The organism is Leisingera sp. NJS204 (assembly GCF_004123675.1).
Lineage (GTDB): Bacteria > Pseudomonadota > Alphaproteobacteria > Rhodobacterales > Rhodobacteraceae > Leisingera.
In genome coordinates this window covers 3,030,088-3,045,130 of sequence record NZ_CP035417.1, presented here as the reverse complement: position 1 = coordinate 3,045,130, position 15,043 = coordinate 3,030,088, and the positions used below count along the sequence as shown (strand labels likewise).

Annotated in this window: 12 protein-coding genes; 4 read left to right on the top strand and 8 right to left on the bottom strand. The window is 65.1% G+C overall.

Going from position 1 to position 15,043, the window contains the following annotated elements; translation table 11 throughout:
* Positions 1 to 61: 61 nt before the first annotated feature.
* Positions 62 to 1,525 (bottom strand): hypothetical protein, encoded by a 1,464-nt coding sequence (locus tag ETW24_RS14970; protein WP_129371797.1) that lies wholly within the window; start codon positions 1,523 to 1,525, stop codon positions 62 to 64.
* A gap of 193 nt (positions 1,526 to 1,718) precedes the next feature.
* On the opposite strand from ETW24_RS14970, the gene ETW24_RS14965 reads away from it, so the two are divergent.
* A complete protein-coding gene (locus ETW24_RS14965; protein ID WP_129371796.1) occupies positions 1,719 to 2,471 on the top strand; it encodes a WecB/TagA/CpsF family glycosyltransferase in 753 nt (250 codons plus the stop codon).
* Between the two features lie 127 nt (positions 2,472 to 2,598).
* On the opposite strand, the gene ETW24_RS14960 is transcribed toward ETW24_RS14965, so the two are convergent.
* On the bottom strand, positions 2,599 to 3,549 hold the full coding sequence (locus tag ETW24_RS14960) for a glycosyltransferase (protein WP_129371795.1): 951 nt from the start codon (positions 3,547 to 3,549) through the stop codon (positions 2,599 to 2,601).
* Positions 3,546 to 4,538, bottom strand: coding sequence for a glycosyltransferase family 2 protein (locus ETW24_RS14955; protein ID WP_129371794.1), 993 nt, complete (start codon positions 4,536 to 4,538; stop codon positions 3,546 to 3,548). Before ETW24_RS14955 ends, ETW24_RS14960 begins: the two co-directional genes overlap by 4 nt.
* Positions 4,539 to 4,736: 198 nt before the next feature.
* Between ETW24_RS14955 and ETW24_RS14950 the strand changes: the two genes are divergently transcribed.
* A complete protein-coding gene (locus ETW24_RS14950; RefSeq protein ID WP_129371793.1) occupies positions 4,737 to 5,687 on the top strand; it encodes a glucokinase in 951 nt (316 codons plus the stop codon).
* Between the two features lie 21 nt (positions 5,688 to 5,708).
* Here the strand turns inward: ETW24_RS14950 and ETW24_RS14945 are convergent, their stop codons facing one another.
* Together ETW24_RS14945 and ETW24_RS14940 are read right to left on the bottom strand one after the other, a co-directional pair.
* Entirely contained in the window at positions 5,709 to 9,335 is a 3,627-nt protein-coding gene (locus ETW24_RS14945; protein ID WP_129371792.1) for a translocation/assembly module TamB domain-containing protein, read from the bottom strand.
* Entirely contained in the window at positions 9,332 to 11,134 is a 1,803-nt protein-coding gene (locus ETW24_RS14940; protein ID WP_129371791.1) for an autotransporter assembly complex protein TamA, read from the bottom strand. Before ETW24_RS14940 ends, ETW24_RS14945 begins: the two co-directional genes overlap by 4 nt.
* A gap of 562 nt (positions 11,135 to 11,696) precedes the next feature.
* Between ETW24_RS14940 and ETW24_RS14935 the strand changes: the two genes are divergently transcribed.
* Entirely contained in the window at positions 11,697 to 11,963 is a 267-nt protein-coding gene (locus tag ETW24_RS14935) for a hypothetical protein (protein WP_247676846.1), read from the top strand.
* A 63-nt stretch (positions 11,964 to 12,026) separates the two neighbouring features.
* The gene (locus tag ETW24_RS14930) at positions 12,027 to 12,635 is read left to right on the top strand and encodes a hypothetical protein (RefSeq protein ID WP_129371790.1); all 609 of its coding nucleotides are present in this window, start codon (positions 12,027 to 12,029) and stop codon (positions 12,633 to 12,635) included.
* Between the two features lie 52 nt (positions 12,636 to 12,687).
* Here the strand turns inward: ETW24_RS14930 and ETW24_RS14925 are convergent, their stop codons facing one another.
* From ETW24_RS14925 to ETW24_RS14915, 3 genes are all read right to left on the bottom strand, one after another.
* The gene (locus tag ETW24_RS14925) at positions 12,688 to 13,671 is read right to left on the bottom strand and encodes a type I glyceraldehyde-3-phosphate dehydrogenase (RefSeq protein ID WP_205877288.1); all 984 of its coding nucleotides are present in this window, start codon (positions 13,669 to 13,671) and stop codon (positions 12,688 to 12,690) included.
* A gap of 121 nt (positions 13,672 to 13,792) precedes the next feature.
* A complete protein-coding gene (locus tag ETW24_RS14920; protein ID WP_129371788.1) occupies positions 13,793 to 14,107 on the bottom strand; it encodes a hypothetical protein in 315 nt (104 codons plus the stop codon).
* A gap of 83 nt (positions 14,108 to 14,190) precedes the next feature.
* Positions 14,191 to 14,967 (bottom strand): IclR family transcriptional regulator domain-containing protein, encoded by a 777-nt coding sequence (locus ETW24_RS14915; protein WP_129371787.1) that lies wholly within the window; start codon positions 14,965 to 14,967, stop codon positions 14,191 to 14,193.
* Between the last annotated feature and the right edge of the window lie 76 nt (positions 14,968 to 15,043).

Below are 15,043 nucleotides of genomic sequence, written 5' to 3'. Positions count from 1 at the left end.
TAGGGCCAGCCTGTGGACGCAATGTGTTGAATTGGGCCTGAAAAGCGGAAAGATTGCGGCATCACAGAATATTTCGCTTCTCTGGCCCGGCGGTGTCAGGCATCAGCGCCTGCGCCCCGCCGAACAGGGCTGGTTTCCGGCTGAACAGATTCGGGTAGAGCAACCGCTCGGCGTAGCCCAGCACCGAGCCGGCGCACATCCAGGTGATCGGGATCAGGGTGGCGTTGAGCAGCATATCCACCATGGTTGCGGCCAGGATGAGGGCAATCGGCGCGGCAAACGGCGAGACACTGCCCTGCGGCGCGCGCCGCGCGGCTTGTGCCAGCAGAACCAGCGGCGCTGCCAGCAAGCCCATCTCGGCAATATAGCCCAGCCAGCCGAAGGTGCCGAACACAATGATCCAGCGCCCGTCCGGGATCGACAGGATCTGTCCGGTCTCGGCGTGGCGCACCAGGTTGCGGCCCCAGCCGCCCCAGCCGAACCAGGGTTTCTCCGCCGCCCGCGCCAGCAGCTGTGTCTCGTTCTCGAACCGGTAGTTCAGCGACTGCGCCCGCTCGGCGCTGATTGCCTCGGCCTGCGCCACCAGCGCCTCCGTCGGCACCAGCCCGGTGTTGCGCAGCATCGGATAGACCACTGCGATCAGCGCCAGCAACAGCGCCGCCCGCAGCTGCCAGCGCAGGGGCGCCAGCGCCACCACAGGCGTGAAGGCCAGCGCATAGGCCAGCGCGGCGAGGCTCTTGCACAGCACCAGAACGGCAAACAGATATACCGCCGCAAGGATCAGGCGAAGCCTTTGGCCGGAAGCGGCCGCGCGGGCCAGGGACGTGGCGGCCAGCAGCGCCGACAGCATGAAAAACGCCAGCCACAGGGCATGCGGCAGGAATACGATGGGGCGGAAGCCGCCCTGGCGGATCATCTGGCTGAAGTCATGCTGGAAGAAGCCGTATATCCAGACGTTCATCTGCGGGCTGAGCCGGATTTCAATCAGCGACGGGACGGTATAGGCAAGCCCGCCGATCATCAGCGCCAGCAGCAGCTCGCGCTGCGCTTCGGGGGTGGAGAGGTAACGCCGCGCCAGCAAAAAAGGTATCAGCACGATCATCTGGTTGATGATCACGGATCCCAGGTCGCGCCAGCGCAGTCCTGGCAGCTGATCGGTCAGAAAGACAATCGGATCGGAATTGGCGATCCTGCGGAACAGGATCGGCTCGCCATTGGTCAGCACTGTTGGAATAACGCCGAACACAAACAATAGCGCCAGAACCCGCACCGCCGGATGCCGCGGCAGCAGCGGCACCGGCCTGCGCAGCAGCAGCAGGCACAACAGGAATGCCATCACGGATGGAATGGCGAATTTGTCCATATCCGGCACCAGCGGCAGGTCGAACTCGGCCAGCGGCGGCAGCAGCAGATAGCCTGCGATGATGCACCACAGGATTGCCCGCTCCAGCGGCAGGCGCCGGAACAGGATCAGGCTGGCCAGCGGCCAAGCCAGCAGCATCAGATAGGCCAAAGCGTTGGGCAAAGCCTTCGTGCCCCCTCAATTCCCCGGATTTGCGTCAAAGTTTACCGGTTGCGGACGTCCCTGTCCCGCGGATTTGCAAGAAGAGGTAAACAGCGTGCAGCTTTGCCACGCTCAGGGCGCAGCGGACGCGGGTCTGCTGGCCTGGCCGCCGTGCCGGCGGTATGAGGAAACGGCATTGTCGTTGGAGGCTGCATTGTATTTCGAATTTCACGGCCGCCGGGTTGCGGTGACCATGCCGGCGCGTTCCATGCTTGAGGCCGAGGTCCGGGCCCGGTTCAAGGCCTCGCAGGGGTTTGCGCTGGCCACGGTAAATCTGGACCACCTGGTCAAGATGGCAGAGTCCCCGGGCTTCCTGGCGGCCTATCAGGCGCAGGATCTGGTGGTTGCAGACGGGCGTCCGGTTGTCTGGCTGTCGCGGCTTGCCCGCCGCCCGGTGGAGCTGATGCCCGGCTCGGACATGGTATTGCCGCTGTGCCGCCTGGCGGCAGAGGCCGGGGTTCCGGTGGCCCTCGTGGGCAGTACGGATGCGGCGCTGCAGGACGCCAAGGCCGCTTTGCTGGCACAGGTGCCGGGACTGGAACTCGCCTGGGTCCATGCGCCATCAGGCCGGTTTGACCCGGACGGGCCAGAAGCGGATCAGATCCTGCATCGCCTGGAAGGGACCGGCATTGCATTGTGCTTCCTGGCGCTGGGCGCGCCAAAGCAGGAACGGTTTGCCCAACGCGGCCGCCGGATGTCGCCGCGCACGGGGTTTGCCTCCGTCGGAGCCGGGCTGGATTTCCTTGGCGGTCATCAAAAACGGGCGCCTGCCTGGGTGCGGGCGGTGGCGATGGAGTGGCTGTGGCGGGCGCTGTCCAGCCCGGCGCGGCTGCTGCCGCGCTATGCCAAATGCCTGATGATCCTGCCTGGCCAGATGCTCAGGGCTTGGCGCATCCGGGCGCGGTAACGGGCGGCAATGCCCGGTCTTTCGGCGGGATTATGCCGCGTGCTTAGGGACATTTAAGGGCCAGATGAGAACTGGATCCCTTATTCTTCTGGCCGCAAGGCCAAGAGGGGCAAAGCCCCGGCCGGCGCTACTTATACTCGAGAATGCCGCGAGCCCTGCCATGCAAGCGGCGCCAGTAGAACTCTACAGCTCCAGCAGCTTCGGCGAATTTTCCGATGACGGCAAACAGCGCCTGCGTGTATCCCATGCGACGGGCCAGGCGCAGAAATTGCGCCGGGTAGATCAATATAGCAGTCATCAAGAACGGGTTCATCAGACCAGCCAGAATGATGCCCGCCGGCAGTGCCGCGCCCCAGAACAGCGCGCGGCGGGTTTCGGCGGCCCAATGGCGTTCCGGTCCCGCCCCATGCAAGGCCGCGCCTTCGGCGAAAGCATGGCCGGCCCGGCGGCTGCGCCGCCACCACTGGCCAAAATGCTGCATCTGCGCGTCATGCAGGGTCATCTCCGCATCTATCCGCCAGATCCGCCAACCGTCCCGCCGCAACCGCAGGCACAGTTCCGGCTCTTCCCCGGCGATCAGGCTTTCGCGGTATCCGCCCGCCGCCCGCACCGCCGCAACCCGCATCAGCGCATCGCCGCCGCAGGCCTTGGCTTCGCCCAGTGGGGTGTCCCATTCCGCATCGCACAGCCGGTTGTAGACCGAGACATCGGGAAACCGCTCCCGCCGCCGCCCGCAAACCACGGCCGTCTGGGGGTGCGCCTGCAGAAACGCTGCTGCGGTGGTGATCCAATCCGGGTCCACCTCGCAATCGCCGTCCACGAACTGCACGTAGCCGGCTCTGTCATCCAAAACTGCCAGCCCGGCATTGCGGGCACGCGCCGCAGTGAAGGGCCGGCTGAGGTCCAGATCCACCACTTCGGCGCCAATCGCCCGGGCTGCAGCTGCCGAGCCGTCGCTGGAGCCGCTGTCCACATAGATCAGCGGCTGCGCCTGGCCTTGCAAGGAGCGCAGGCAGCGGATCAGGCGTTCGCCCTCGTTGCGGCCAATGACCACTGCAGCGACGGAGGGCGCGGTCATGTGCTGCCGCCCGCCAGAAAGGCGCTGTAGTCAGCCGACCGGCGCAGGAACCCGCGTTGCTGGAGGGTTTCGATACCGGCGTTTTGCAGGGCTGCATCCGACCACAGGCTTACCTCAGGCCGGGCCTGAAGAACACCGGAACGCAGCCTGTCCTCGCCATGTTCGGACCGGGCCTCGGCCTGGGATTGCAAGTCGCGCGCCAGGCTGTCGCCGGCAAATTTGTAGTGGCGGATCAAGCCGTCCATATCCGCCAGCCGCAGACCGGCAGAGAGATGCGGATGCACTGCCGCTTGCACGCCCGGCCCGTTGAAGATCAGCGGGTGCTTGCTTAGACAGCAATTCTCGCCGAAAACCTTGCCGCGCACGCCGCCGTACAGCATCCTTGCGCCGCCCGGCGGCAGGCGGTTCTGGCGCAGATAATAGGCCAGGCGCGTGTCCTTAGACCCGTAGTCCACCGCCCGCACCGCACTGATGTCGGCATAGCGGAAGGCGTCCACAGCCTCGGCGTAGCTGAGACCGCAGGCTGCCGCCAGCGGGCCTTTGGGAAACATCTCCAGCATTTGCGCCTGCAAGGCGGTATAGTTTTTCCGTGTCAGGTAGCGGGTCAGCCCGGCCAGCCCCGCGGTGCGGCTGCCTTCGAATTCAAACAGCTCGTCCATATCTGCAAACAGGCACCAGCGGTCCCGGCCATAGCGGTTGGCGGCATATGCGCGGAAGGTGTTCTCGTATTCCAGCCAGGGCAGGGGCGAGCGCAGCACCGCCGTGTCCGGTTCCTGCCGGATGCGGTTCAGCGTGCCATCGGTTGAGCCATTGTCGAAGAACACAAAAGCCGAAACGCCCAGCCTCCGGTAATGCTCAAAGAACACATCAAGGTAAAAGGCGCCGTTGCGCACCAGGGCGATCAGCACCACCTGATCCGCTGCGGCAAAGCGGCGGGCTGGCCCATACAGATGGCGCAGCGACGCGCGGAACCTTGCGGCATGCGCCATGCGCCCGCTGCGGGCAGCCAGCCTTTGGACGAATGTTCTTTGCACAATGCGTTCCGTGTTGCGGTTGCCTGGAATTTTCCTGTCAAAGTGCAGACTTCCGCCGATGGCCGCAAGCACTGCGGGTGCGCTCAATTGCAATTGCGGCGGGATTGCTGCAGTCTTGATCGTACGAAAGTGATCAGAAAAGGACCGCGGCAGATGGCGGCTGAGCTGACCGTTTTGGCTGGCGATGTTGGTGGCAGCCGGACCCGGCTGGCCCTGGCGGCCCCTGGCATCGGGGTCACAGCATTGCAGAGCTTCGCCAATAGCAGTTTCACCAGTTTGGAGGATGTGCTGAAGGCCTATTGCGCGCAGCCGGGGTTTCCGCCCCTGCAGGGGGCTTGCCTGGCCGTGGCAGGTCCGGTCCGGGAAGGGCAGTTTCACCTCAGTAACCGCAATTGGCAGGGCGATGGAGGCAGCATAGCCGCCGCATTGCAACTGCCGGCAAGTGCCAAGGCCAATGTAGTTAACGATCTTGCAGCCCTGTGCCATGCCTTGCCTGCGCTGATCCGGGGACAGCTGTCCTGTCTTGACCCGGGGCGGCATAGCGGCGGCCAAGCACTGGTTGCCGGCATCGGCACCGGGTTCAATGTCTCAGCCGCGCTGAACGGCGAGGTGCTGGCAGCCGAACTTGGCCGCACCAGCCTGCCGCAAGCCGTGCACCGCCGCCTGCAGGGGGTGCTGGACCATGAGCCGGAGAATGCGGCCAGCACCGAAATGCTGTTCTCGGGTGCTGGACTGGTGCGGTTTCACCAAGCCCTGACCGGCTCGGCAGCCAGCAGTGCCGAGGGGATCGTGGCCGCCTGTCTGGCAAGCCCGGACTCGCCCGAGGCACGGACGGTCTGCGAATGGGCGCATTTGCTAGGTCTGATGGCGCGCGAGCTGACAGCGGCCTACCTGCCGGCGCAGGGTTTGTTCTTTGCCGGAAGCGTCGCGCGCGGTGTGCTGAACTCCCCCGCGCGGTCGCATTTCCTGGAGAGTTATACGGCGCCGGGCGGCCAGCTTGGGACTGTCTGTGCCGGGACGCCGTTGTGGCTGATCACGGATGATGCGGCAGGTGTCGGCGGGGCTGCGCGGGTGGCGCTGGCCGCCGCCGGGGCAGACGTGTGAAACACTCCGCCGGGGCAGACGTCAGTAGTCGCGTTTGAAGAACAGGCCAAACCCGGTTTCGCCCTCGCTGTCCACCGTGCCTTGCACCGTCAGGCTGTCGGTCATGTCAAGGTTGATGCTCAGCTCGCTGTCGCCACGGGTGTTGACGTTGAAATCGGTATAGACGTTTTCCGCCACATAGCCGCCGAGGCCCAGCTGCCCGGCCCCCAGATTATCGGCGCCGATATCGACGTCATCCGCACCGGTGGCATTGCGCAGCTTGTTCTGCGCACCGCCGCCGCGCCCGCTGAGGGTCAGCGCTGACCCCGCCAGACGGGCCAGCGCCAGCGGTGAGATGTCCTGGATATTGTCGCCGAACAGCAGCAGCGCCAGGGCTTCCTCGCTGGGGCGGGGCGGGTCCGAGGTGACTTTGATCTCGGGCGCATCGACCCGGCCCGAGATTTCCAGCGTTGCGGTGCCTTGATCCGTGGCCGCCGAGGATTTGAACTCCAGATAGGGTTTCAGATCCCCCAGCAGGGTGATCCGGCCTTCATCCAGCTCCAGCCGCCGCCCCAGAATATCAAAGGTGCCGCGGATCAGGCTGATCTGGCCGGAGGGCGACAGCCGCGCGGTGGTGCCGCGCAGGCGGATCTCGCCGCCCAATTCCGAGCGCAACCCGCGGCCGCGGGCAAAGATCCTGGAGGGCGCGCTGATCAGAATGTCCAGTTCGGTTCTGCCGGAGCCGCCACCGCCGCCGCTGCTGCCGGTCAGCCCGGCGCGGGCCAGTGTCCGGCGCACATCGCGCGGGGTTCCGACATGGCGGATTGGCGGGATCGGTGCCGCTGAGACCGAACCGCCGGCGGTGTTCAGGTTTATATTGGTCTCGCCCACATCGATCCGCCCCTCAATCCGGTTGTTGCCCGCCATCGCACCTGACATCGCCAGGCTGCCGTTCAGCAGGGTTTCATAAGACAGGTGGTCGGTCACCACCACATCGCCGATGGCAATCTGCAGGTTGCCGTTGAACGGCGGCTGCAGCCCGACCGGGCCGCTGATCCGCACCGTGCCGCCGTCGCGCGGGCGGGCCGAGACCTGCAGCTGCGCGCTGGAGCGGGCGATGGAAACGGTGGCGTTGATATCATCCACCCGCTGTGCCGCCGACGGGATGGCAAGCGAGGCGCCGGGTACCGAGATAGTGCCGCTTAAGCCATCCAGTGCCGGGACGCCCCGCAAGGCCATGTCGAAATTCGCAGGGCCCTGCATCAGGTTGGGGGAGATGAACGGGTTCAGCCCTTCCAGCCGGAGCGTGCCCTTGGCAGTCACATCTGCGGTGCCTTTGGCCTCGCTCCAGCTGCCGGCAACGCGGCTGTCGATGCCGGCGGGGCCGCTGGCGGTGCTGTCGATGGTCCAGGTGCCGTCCCGCCGCGCCGCAGTGCCCTTGGCGGCGAGGCGGCCGGGAAGATCAGGGACCAGCCGCTGCAGCTGGCCGATCGCCGCATCAAAGCGCAGATCTGTGCTGCCGTTGTTTTCGGTAAAGCGGCCCTCGATATCCGCGGTGATGGCGGCTGGACCCGCCGCTTTGCCCGCAATCTGCCATTCCCCGTTGCGGCGCGCGGCGGTGCCTTGGGCGGTCAGCTTGCCCGCCAGCTGCGGCACAAAGCGCTCCATCTCGTTCAGGGCGGCGGCAAAGGTGAAATCGGCATCGCCTTCCAGCGTGACCGAGCCATCCAGTTTGGCGCTGGAGGTGTGCGGTCCCTTCAGCTCTGCCACCCCATTCAGGGTATCGCCATTGCGGGTGAGGGTGGTCGCCAGTTCCAGCGCGCCGGGTGTTTGCGGCAGCAGCACCTCCAGCCGGTTCAGCTTGGCGGTGATCTCCATCCGTCCGGCATCGCTGTTGAGCGTGCCTGCGGCGCTGGCCAGCAGCGCGCTGCCTGCCAGCTCAAAGCGGTCGATTGCAATGCCGTTCTCATCCCGCGCCGACTTCAGCGCCAGCGTGGTTGTGCCCTTCAGCAGCTCATCCGCCTGAGCAATGCCTGCCGACAGGTCCTGCGCCTGCATAGAAAGGTCGGTGTCAAACGCCCCCGAAAGAGGGGTAAAGGAACCTTTGACCGCGGCCTGTACCGCGCCGCCCAACGAGTGCCCGGCCAGGTCCGAGAACCGGGCCAGATCAGCCAGGTCCGCAGTCAGGTCAGCGCTGACTTTCAGGCCGTCTTCCAACCCGTCAAAACCCACATCCCCCGCGGCTTGGTAATCGCTGCCCCGCAGTTCCATATCCGTGATCTGCAGCGCGCCGGGGCCTTCGGTGGTGAGCGTGCCTTCAAAGCGGATTTCATTGCCGGTGGCCTTGGCCAGCGCCGGATCGCGCGGCTGCAAACTGCTGAGGCCGGCAGTCAGCCGTCCCGTCAGTGCAAAGCCGGTGCTTTGGTCCAGCGTGCCCCGTCCGGAAATCTCGGCCCGGCCCACCAGGGCGCCGGGGTGGCTCAGCTGGTCCAGCACCCCGTCCAGGGTCCAGTTGCCCCCGGCGGTCTTTTTCAGTTGCAGGTCTGCCGCCGCCAGCGTCGTCTGCCCGCCGCCAAAGGGCAGGGCGACGGCGGCCTGGCCTGGGGGCGGGGTGATGGCGGTTTTCAGGTTTGCAGTGTCCAGCTTGCCGCCCGCATCCAGCGCTGCTGCGCCGGTAACTTGCAGCGCATTGCTGCGCAAGGCCAGCGTGTCCAGCGCCACCGCGCCGCTGCCTGCGCGCGTGCCCTTTACATTAAGCCGCAGACCGGGGCCAAAGAACGGCCGGTGCACCGGCGGCAGCAGCACGTCGATATTGCCCCCCAGGTCGGCAGAGAAGCCGATATCGCGCGGAGCGTCCGGCGCGGCGTCTGCGGGCAGAGGCACAGCCGCCAGCACCACCTGGCCTGCCAGCCGTTCCGCGCCATTGGTGCTGAACCGGATATCGGCGGTGAAGTCACTGACCGGGCCGCTGCCTTGGGCGGTCAGTTGCAACTCGGGGCTGCCCGGCAGATCCAGGCTGCGCGAGATCAGACCGCCCGCGCTTTCCTCCACTGCCAGATCCAGGGTGATTTGCCGGGTTTCATTGGCAAACCCCGCCTCCAGCCGGAAATGGTCGCCGGGTTTGTCCAGCCGGGTTGCTGCCAGTTTGGTATCCAGTGCCCCGTCCGCCAGCATCAGCGAGCCTTCGACCGACAGGCTGGCCGCCGAACCGGCCAATTCCTCGCCCAGTTCGATCCGGGCTGCCTTGATCCGGCCCAGCTCAATTGCCACCGGCAGTTCCGGAAGGGCAAACGGCGTGGCCTCAGGCTCTGGCAGTTCGGGGTCCGGCGGCAGCGGTTTGGGCGCGCGCGCCACTTCGATGCGTTCAGCCGACAGCTCATTGACCGAGAACCGTCCGCGCAGCAGCGCCAGCCGGTTCCAGTCCAGTTCGGCGCCCTCAACGGTCAGCCAGATGCCGTCTTCATCCGCCACCGTGATCTGCTTGATCTTGGCCTGCGAGGAAAACGCGCCCTCAAGACCTGTCACGCTGATATAGCGGCTGTCGCCGGACAGCGTATCCTCCAGGAAATCGACCAGCAGCCCGCCGGCGTCCTCCGTCGTGGTGTCCTGTGCCGCTGCGGGCGCAATCGTCAGCCCAAGGGCCAGGGCAAGGCCAAGAAACTGTCTCAAAACGCTTGTCCGATCCCGATATAGAATTGCAGCCCGTCCTCGGACCCGCCGTCCACCGGATAGGCGAGGTCAAGCCGGATCGGGCCGATGCCTGCCACATCATAGCGCAGGCCAAAGCCCGCGCCGGCATGGCGCGCAGATGAGCCGGAGACAAAACTGTCTGCATCGACAAAACCAAGGTCGTAAAACCCGACCAGGGAAATCTTGTCGGTGACTTTGCCCCGGACTTCGCCCGAAAGCGCCAGAAAACCGCGCCCGCCGGCGATGCCGCCATTGGCGGGCACGCCCAGCGACTGGAATTCATGCCCGCGCACCGACCCCGCGCCGCCGGAAAAGAACAGCAGGGTGGGGGCGGTCCCGCTTAGGGACGGTCCGATCACCGACCCCATCTGCAGCCGCCCGGCCAGCACGATCCGGTCATCGGCGCCCAGCCCGTAATAGGCACGCCCGTCAGCTTTGATTTGCAGGCCGGAGTCGTTGCCGTCAATGCCGATGAAAGGGGTTGCGCCGCCCTGAAGGAAATAGCCGCTTGCCGGATTCACCCGGCTGTCGCGGCCGTCGTATTCCGCACGGATCCGGCCTGCCAGATATTTGAAGCGCCGCTTGCCGAAGACGTCCTCAGCCAGGATGGACGTCACGCCCAAGGCGGCCTCGGCATAAAACTGGTCCGAAAACGTCCGCCGCACGCCGATGGCCCCCAGCACCTGGGTGGCGCTGTAGTGTTCCTCGTCCAGCCGTTCGGCCTCGGCCAGATAGAAGATACTGTCATCCGGCCCCAGCGCTGCGGGCCGGTCCAGGCGAATGGCGATACGGCCGTCAATGTCATTGCTGCTGCCGATACCGCTGAGCCGCGCCTCGATCCGCAGCTTCTCTGCGGCACCGAACAGGTTGCGATGCATCCAGCTGCCCGACAGTTCAATTCCGTCGGAGGAGCTGATCTCGGCCCCGAAGGTCAGGCGGCGCGGCGGCAGATCTTCGACCCGGGCTGTAAAATCCAAGGTGCCGTCCGGGTTCGGCTGCTCGGCCTCGCGCAGGACCACGGTGGAAAAAGTGCCGGTGCGGCGCAACCGGGTCGCGGATTTGGAGACCAGATCAGGGTGGAACGCGCCGCCTTCCGGGAACCCGGCGATCCGGCGGATGGCATCCTCGCGGACGTTGGTTTCGCCAGTGATCCGCAACTGCCCGAACTGAAGCTGCGGACCCGGCGCCAGCCGGAGTTCTGCATCAAGCCGGGCTTGCACGTGGTTGGCGGTGATCTTCTGATCCGCCACTGTTGCCTTGGCGTGGCCGTTGCGGCGCCAGGCCCGCACGCCGGCAATCGCCGCGTCGCGGATCGCGCCGGTGCTGGCGGGCTGGCCAGGGGCAAAGCCCGCAGGGATCTCCACGTCGCTGGTTTGCGGCAGCGGCGCCAGCTCGGCCCGGCCAAAAGCGAACCGCGGGCCGGGCTTTACGGTGATTTCCACCTTGCTGACGTTCTTTGGCGGGTTCAGCGGCTGGATCCGCGCCGCCTCGCGCCCGTCCAGGCGGATATTCACGACCGGTGAAAAATGACCCGCGTCATACAGCACCTGCACCAGTGTGCGGTAATCCGACAGGGCCGCCGCCAGCAGTTCCTGCACATTGGTCTCGCCGCTGGCGGCCACCGAAGACGAGGCGCCGCGCAGCCGTCCGGCCAGGGCTTCATCCGCACCGGGCGCCTGCAGCGTGGCCTCGGCGCCAAAGGCGGCAGGCGGCAGCAATGTCAGCAGGTTGAAAGCAAGGGTGCTCGCCAATAGTCGCGGGCGGAAAGGAAAATTCATGTCTGCTCCCGGCGGCGGGCGGAAAATCGGCCTCTAAGCCCGGCAGGGCCGCAGGCGGCTGGGTCAAAGCCTAACACGGGAAAAATGCAGGATGGAACCGGTAAAGCAGCAGCTTTCCGCCGGGGTTCGGTCTCTACCGGCTGGCAGCGGATTGCCGCGCATGGTGGCAGCTGGCAGGCCGCGGCACTGGAAGGGGAGTGCAAGGCCGCGCGCACAATCCTGCCGGTTTGGCGTGTGCGCGGTGAAATTGGCTGCAAAGGTGATTGGCAACTGGTAAGGAAACTGTACTATTCAGTTCAGCTCCGGCAGTTGAAACTGCCGGAGCCGGCACTGGTTAACAAAGCTACTTCGAGTAACGTCAGGCGCAGCCACCACTCACAATGCAGCCCAGCCTGACGGGAATGATACCACGCGGAATTGAACTGTCCAGATAATTGTCGGATTGATAATTTTCGCGTGGTGTCATCTTATACTGGCAGATTAAATGGTGCTGGAGCAGCAGCTTGTGTTCCCCGGAGGTGCAATTGTGGATCGGTTAAAGTCAATTTTTGAACTTCGGGATATGCTCCATAAAATGGAACGCGACATCGGTCTGGACCGGTTGAACCGGGCTGAACGGGATGTGCTGCTGGCCGCGCATGCGCTGACCAGCGTGCCAGGCGCCCCGGTTCAGTCCGAGCAAATCCGCAGCCACCGGCTGGTGACGGAAATTGCCCAGGCGACTTTTCACAGGACACTGAAGTCGCTGCTGGCCTTAGGATTGCTGGAGCGGGCGGGCGGCAGCAAGGCCAAGCATTACGTGGTTTGCTTTGATCCCGCCGCAAGGTGACCGCACCCGCCGGCGGACCAACATCCGATTGCAGCTTCTTTGCGCGCTGTCTAAACGGGCGGCATGATACGCGTATTGCAGTTCCTGCCCGGTTTTCAGAGTTTTGCGGTGATCACCGCGGCTTATGTCATTTGCCATGGTCTGACGGCCTGGGCCGTCACGCCGGTGCAGAATATGTTTCTGCCGGAGATCACCGTCTTTGCCAGCCTGATCTACTTGCCGCACGGGGTGCGGGTGCTTAGCGTCTGGCTGTTCGGCTGGAGAGCGGTTTTGCCTCTCGCCAGTGGCGCGTTTCTGTCCGAGCTGATGTTCACGTCAGCCAATGTTCAGCAACTGATGGAGCCGGTTCTGCTGGAATCCATCGCGGTTGGCGCCTTTGCCGCATTTGCGGGTTTTGAAATCGCATGGCTATTCGGTTGGGATCTTTATGCCGGCCAAGCGCGCCGGATCGCCTGGACCGGGCTGCTGGCCGTGGGGGCGCTGGCCTCTGTCATCAATTCGCTGGGGCAATCGGTGGTGTTCTCCGGTCTGATCTTTCCCAGAGATCAGCTGCCGGTCATGGCTGTTTATGCGGCTGGCGATCTGATCGGCCTTGCGGTCTGCATGGTTGCGCTGATGCTGATTTTCCGCTGGATCCGGCTGTCTGGAGCAGGGCGGAAACCGCAGGAATAGCAAAGCCCGCCAATAGCGGGCCTGCAAACCGGTCTGCGGACAAGGGCGGATCTTATCCCGCCATCAGCCTGGCCACATCCAGCATCCGGGCCGAAAAGCCCCATTCATTGTCATACCAGCCGAACACCCGCGCCTGATGCTCGCCGGCCATGCGGGTTTCCGGCCCGGCAATCACCAGCGATTCAGGCCGCGCCCGCAGGTCAGAGGATACCAGCGGCATATCGGTCCAGCCCAGCACCTTGGATACTGCCACGCCTTCGCGCAGGGCAGCGGTGAACGCGTCTTCGCTCATCGGGGTCTTCAGCTGCGCCACCAGATCCACGGCGGAAACGCTGGCCGTCGGCACCCGCACTGCGGCACCGCTGACCCGGCCTTTCAGATGCGGCAGCACCTCGTCGATCAGATGCGTCGCCGAAGTCGTTGTGGGCACCATTGATTGCGCGCCGCCGCGCGAGCGGGCAAAATCGCCGCGCGGCGCGTCCACCATCGGCTGCGAGTTTGTATAGCAATGGATGGTGGTCATATGTGCCGTATCGATTCCGGCGATCCGGTCCAGCAGCTTGACCAGCGGAGTGAGGCCATTGGTGGTGCAGGAGGCGTTGGAGACAATGCGCGCATCGCCCAGCTGCTCCTCGTTGGCGCCCAGCACCACGGTCAGCTCGGCGGCGGGGGAGGGGCCGGAGATCAGAACCTTGGACGCACCTGCCTTGATGCCGCGCTCGGCCACATCAGACGTCCGCGCGATGCCGGTGCATTCCAGCACCAGGTCAACGCCGGAGAGGTCCACCGATGTCAGATCCGGCGCATGACTGACGGGGATTGAGCGCCCCATTACCTGCAGCGCCCTGCCGCCATGCTCCACTGGGTGGGCAAAGGGGCCGAAGGTGCTGTCGTACTGGAACAGATAGGCGCACATATCCAAGGGTGCGATATCGTTGATCCGCACCACGTCGATGCCGTCTCCGCGCGGGGTCGTCAGAATCTGGCGCAGGATGGCGCGGCCAATGCGGCCGAATCCGTTGATTGCAAGTCTCATGCGCAATCTATGGCAGGCGCGCCGGGGCCGCTCAATCCATGGCCTCCCGGAAAATGATCACATTTCCCAAGAGGATGTTTCAGAAATACGCCGCAATACAGCAGGGCCGTCAGCCATGCCCCTATTTGCGGCAGATCACGTGGGCGTAATAGGTGCTGTTGATGCTGCGCACCATCGTGTCCATGTTGACGCTGCAACCGGTGGCGGTGCGCAGGGCCTGCACTGCCTGGCGGGCGGTCAGCACCGCAGGCGGGCGGAACGGCAAATGCTCAAGATTCATCCGCGTGGCGCTGTAGCGGCCCGGTGTGTCCGCGACCGGGAAAACCGCCCAATCGCGGCCCAGAACGGTGACCATGGTGCCTTCGGCGTCCGCGGCCGATGCAGCCGGGGCAAGCGCGGCGCACAGGGCCGCTGCCAATGCAGTCTGTTTGATCATCAAAATTGCTCCTGCGGAAATATCTTGATTCAGCCTAGCAAGGGCGGCGTGCAATGCAAAGCAGGCTTTCCCGCAAGGCGCGGTTACAGGTGGTCCACGGCCTCGGCCTGGCGCAGCTCTGCGGCGCAGAGCTGCAATCCGCGCAACAACCGTTCGGCATCCGCCTCCGGCTGCAACCCGCGCGGCGCTGAACAACCGGCGACAATCGGCGTCTGCCCGGGCCGCGAGACGGGCACGGCGTAACCGGTGATCCCGGCCTCGAATTCGCCGCTGGTGAGGCAATAACCCTGCGTGCGGGCCTCATCCACGCAGTCCAGAATGCGGCCGGGATCGGTGATCGAGGCCTCGGTATGGCGCGGGATTTCTGTTGCGGCCAGCACCGCGGCCGCCGCGGTCTCCGGCAGCCCGGCCAGCAGCATCCGCCCCAGGCTGGTATGGGCCAGCGGAATATGGGAACCTGCGGTGAAGCCATAAGTTATATGGCCATGCTCGACGGTGGATTGCGCCAGCAGCAGCACCCGGCCCTGATCCAGCATTGCCAGCGTCACCTCGATTTCCATTTGCCGCGCGTGGCGGTTCAGAACCGGCTGCACCCGGCGCCCGAACTGATTGGCCTGCAGGAAACCGCCCGCCAGCGCCAGCACCCGCGGAGTCAATGACAGCATCCGCCCGTCCTGGCGCAGATAGCCTGCCTGCACCAGCGTCAGCGCCCCGCGCCGGGCAGTGGCCCGGTCCTGGCCGGTGCGCCGGGCGATCTCGGCCAGGGTCATGCTGGGGGAGGCCGCGTCAAACACCGCCAGAACTGCCAGCCCTTTGGCAAAGCTCGACGAAATATTCCTGTCCTGTTCAACTGCTGTCATCTGAAACCGCTGTCCTGATCTTGAATGGCACCGCTCGGGGCAGTGGCTTTGTGCGAATGTTCGACACAATGTTCGC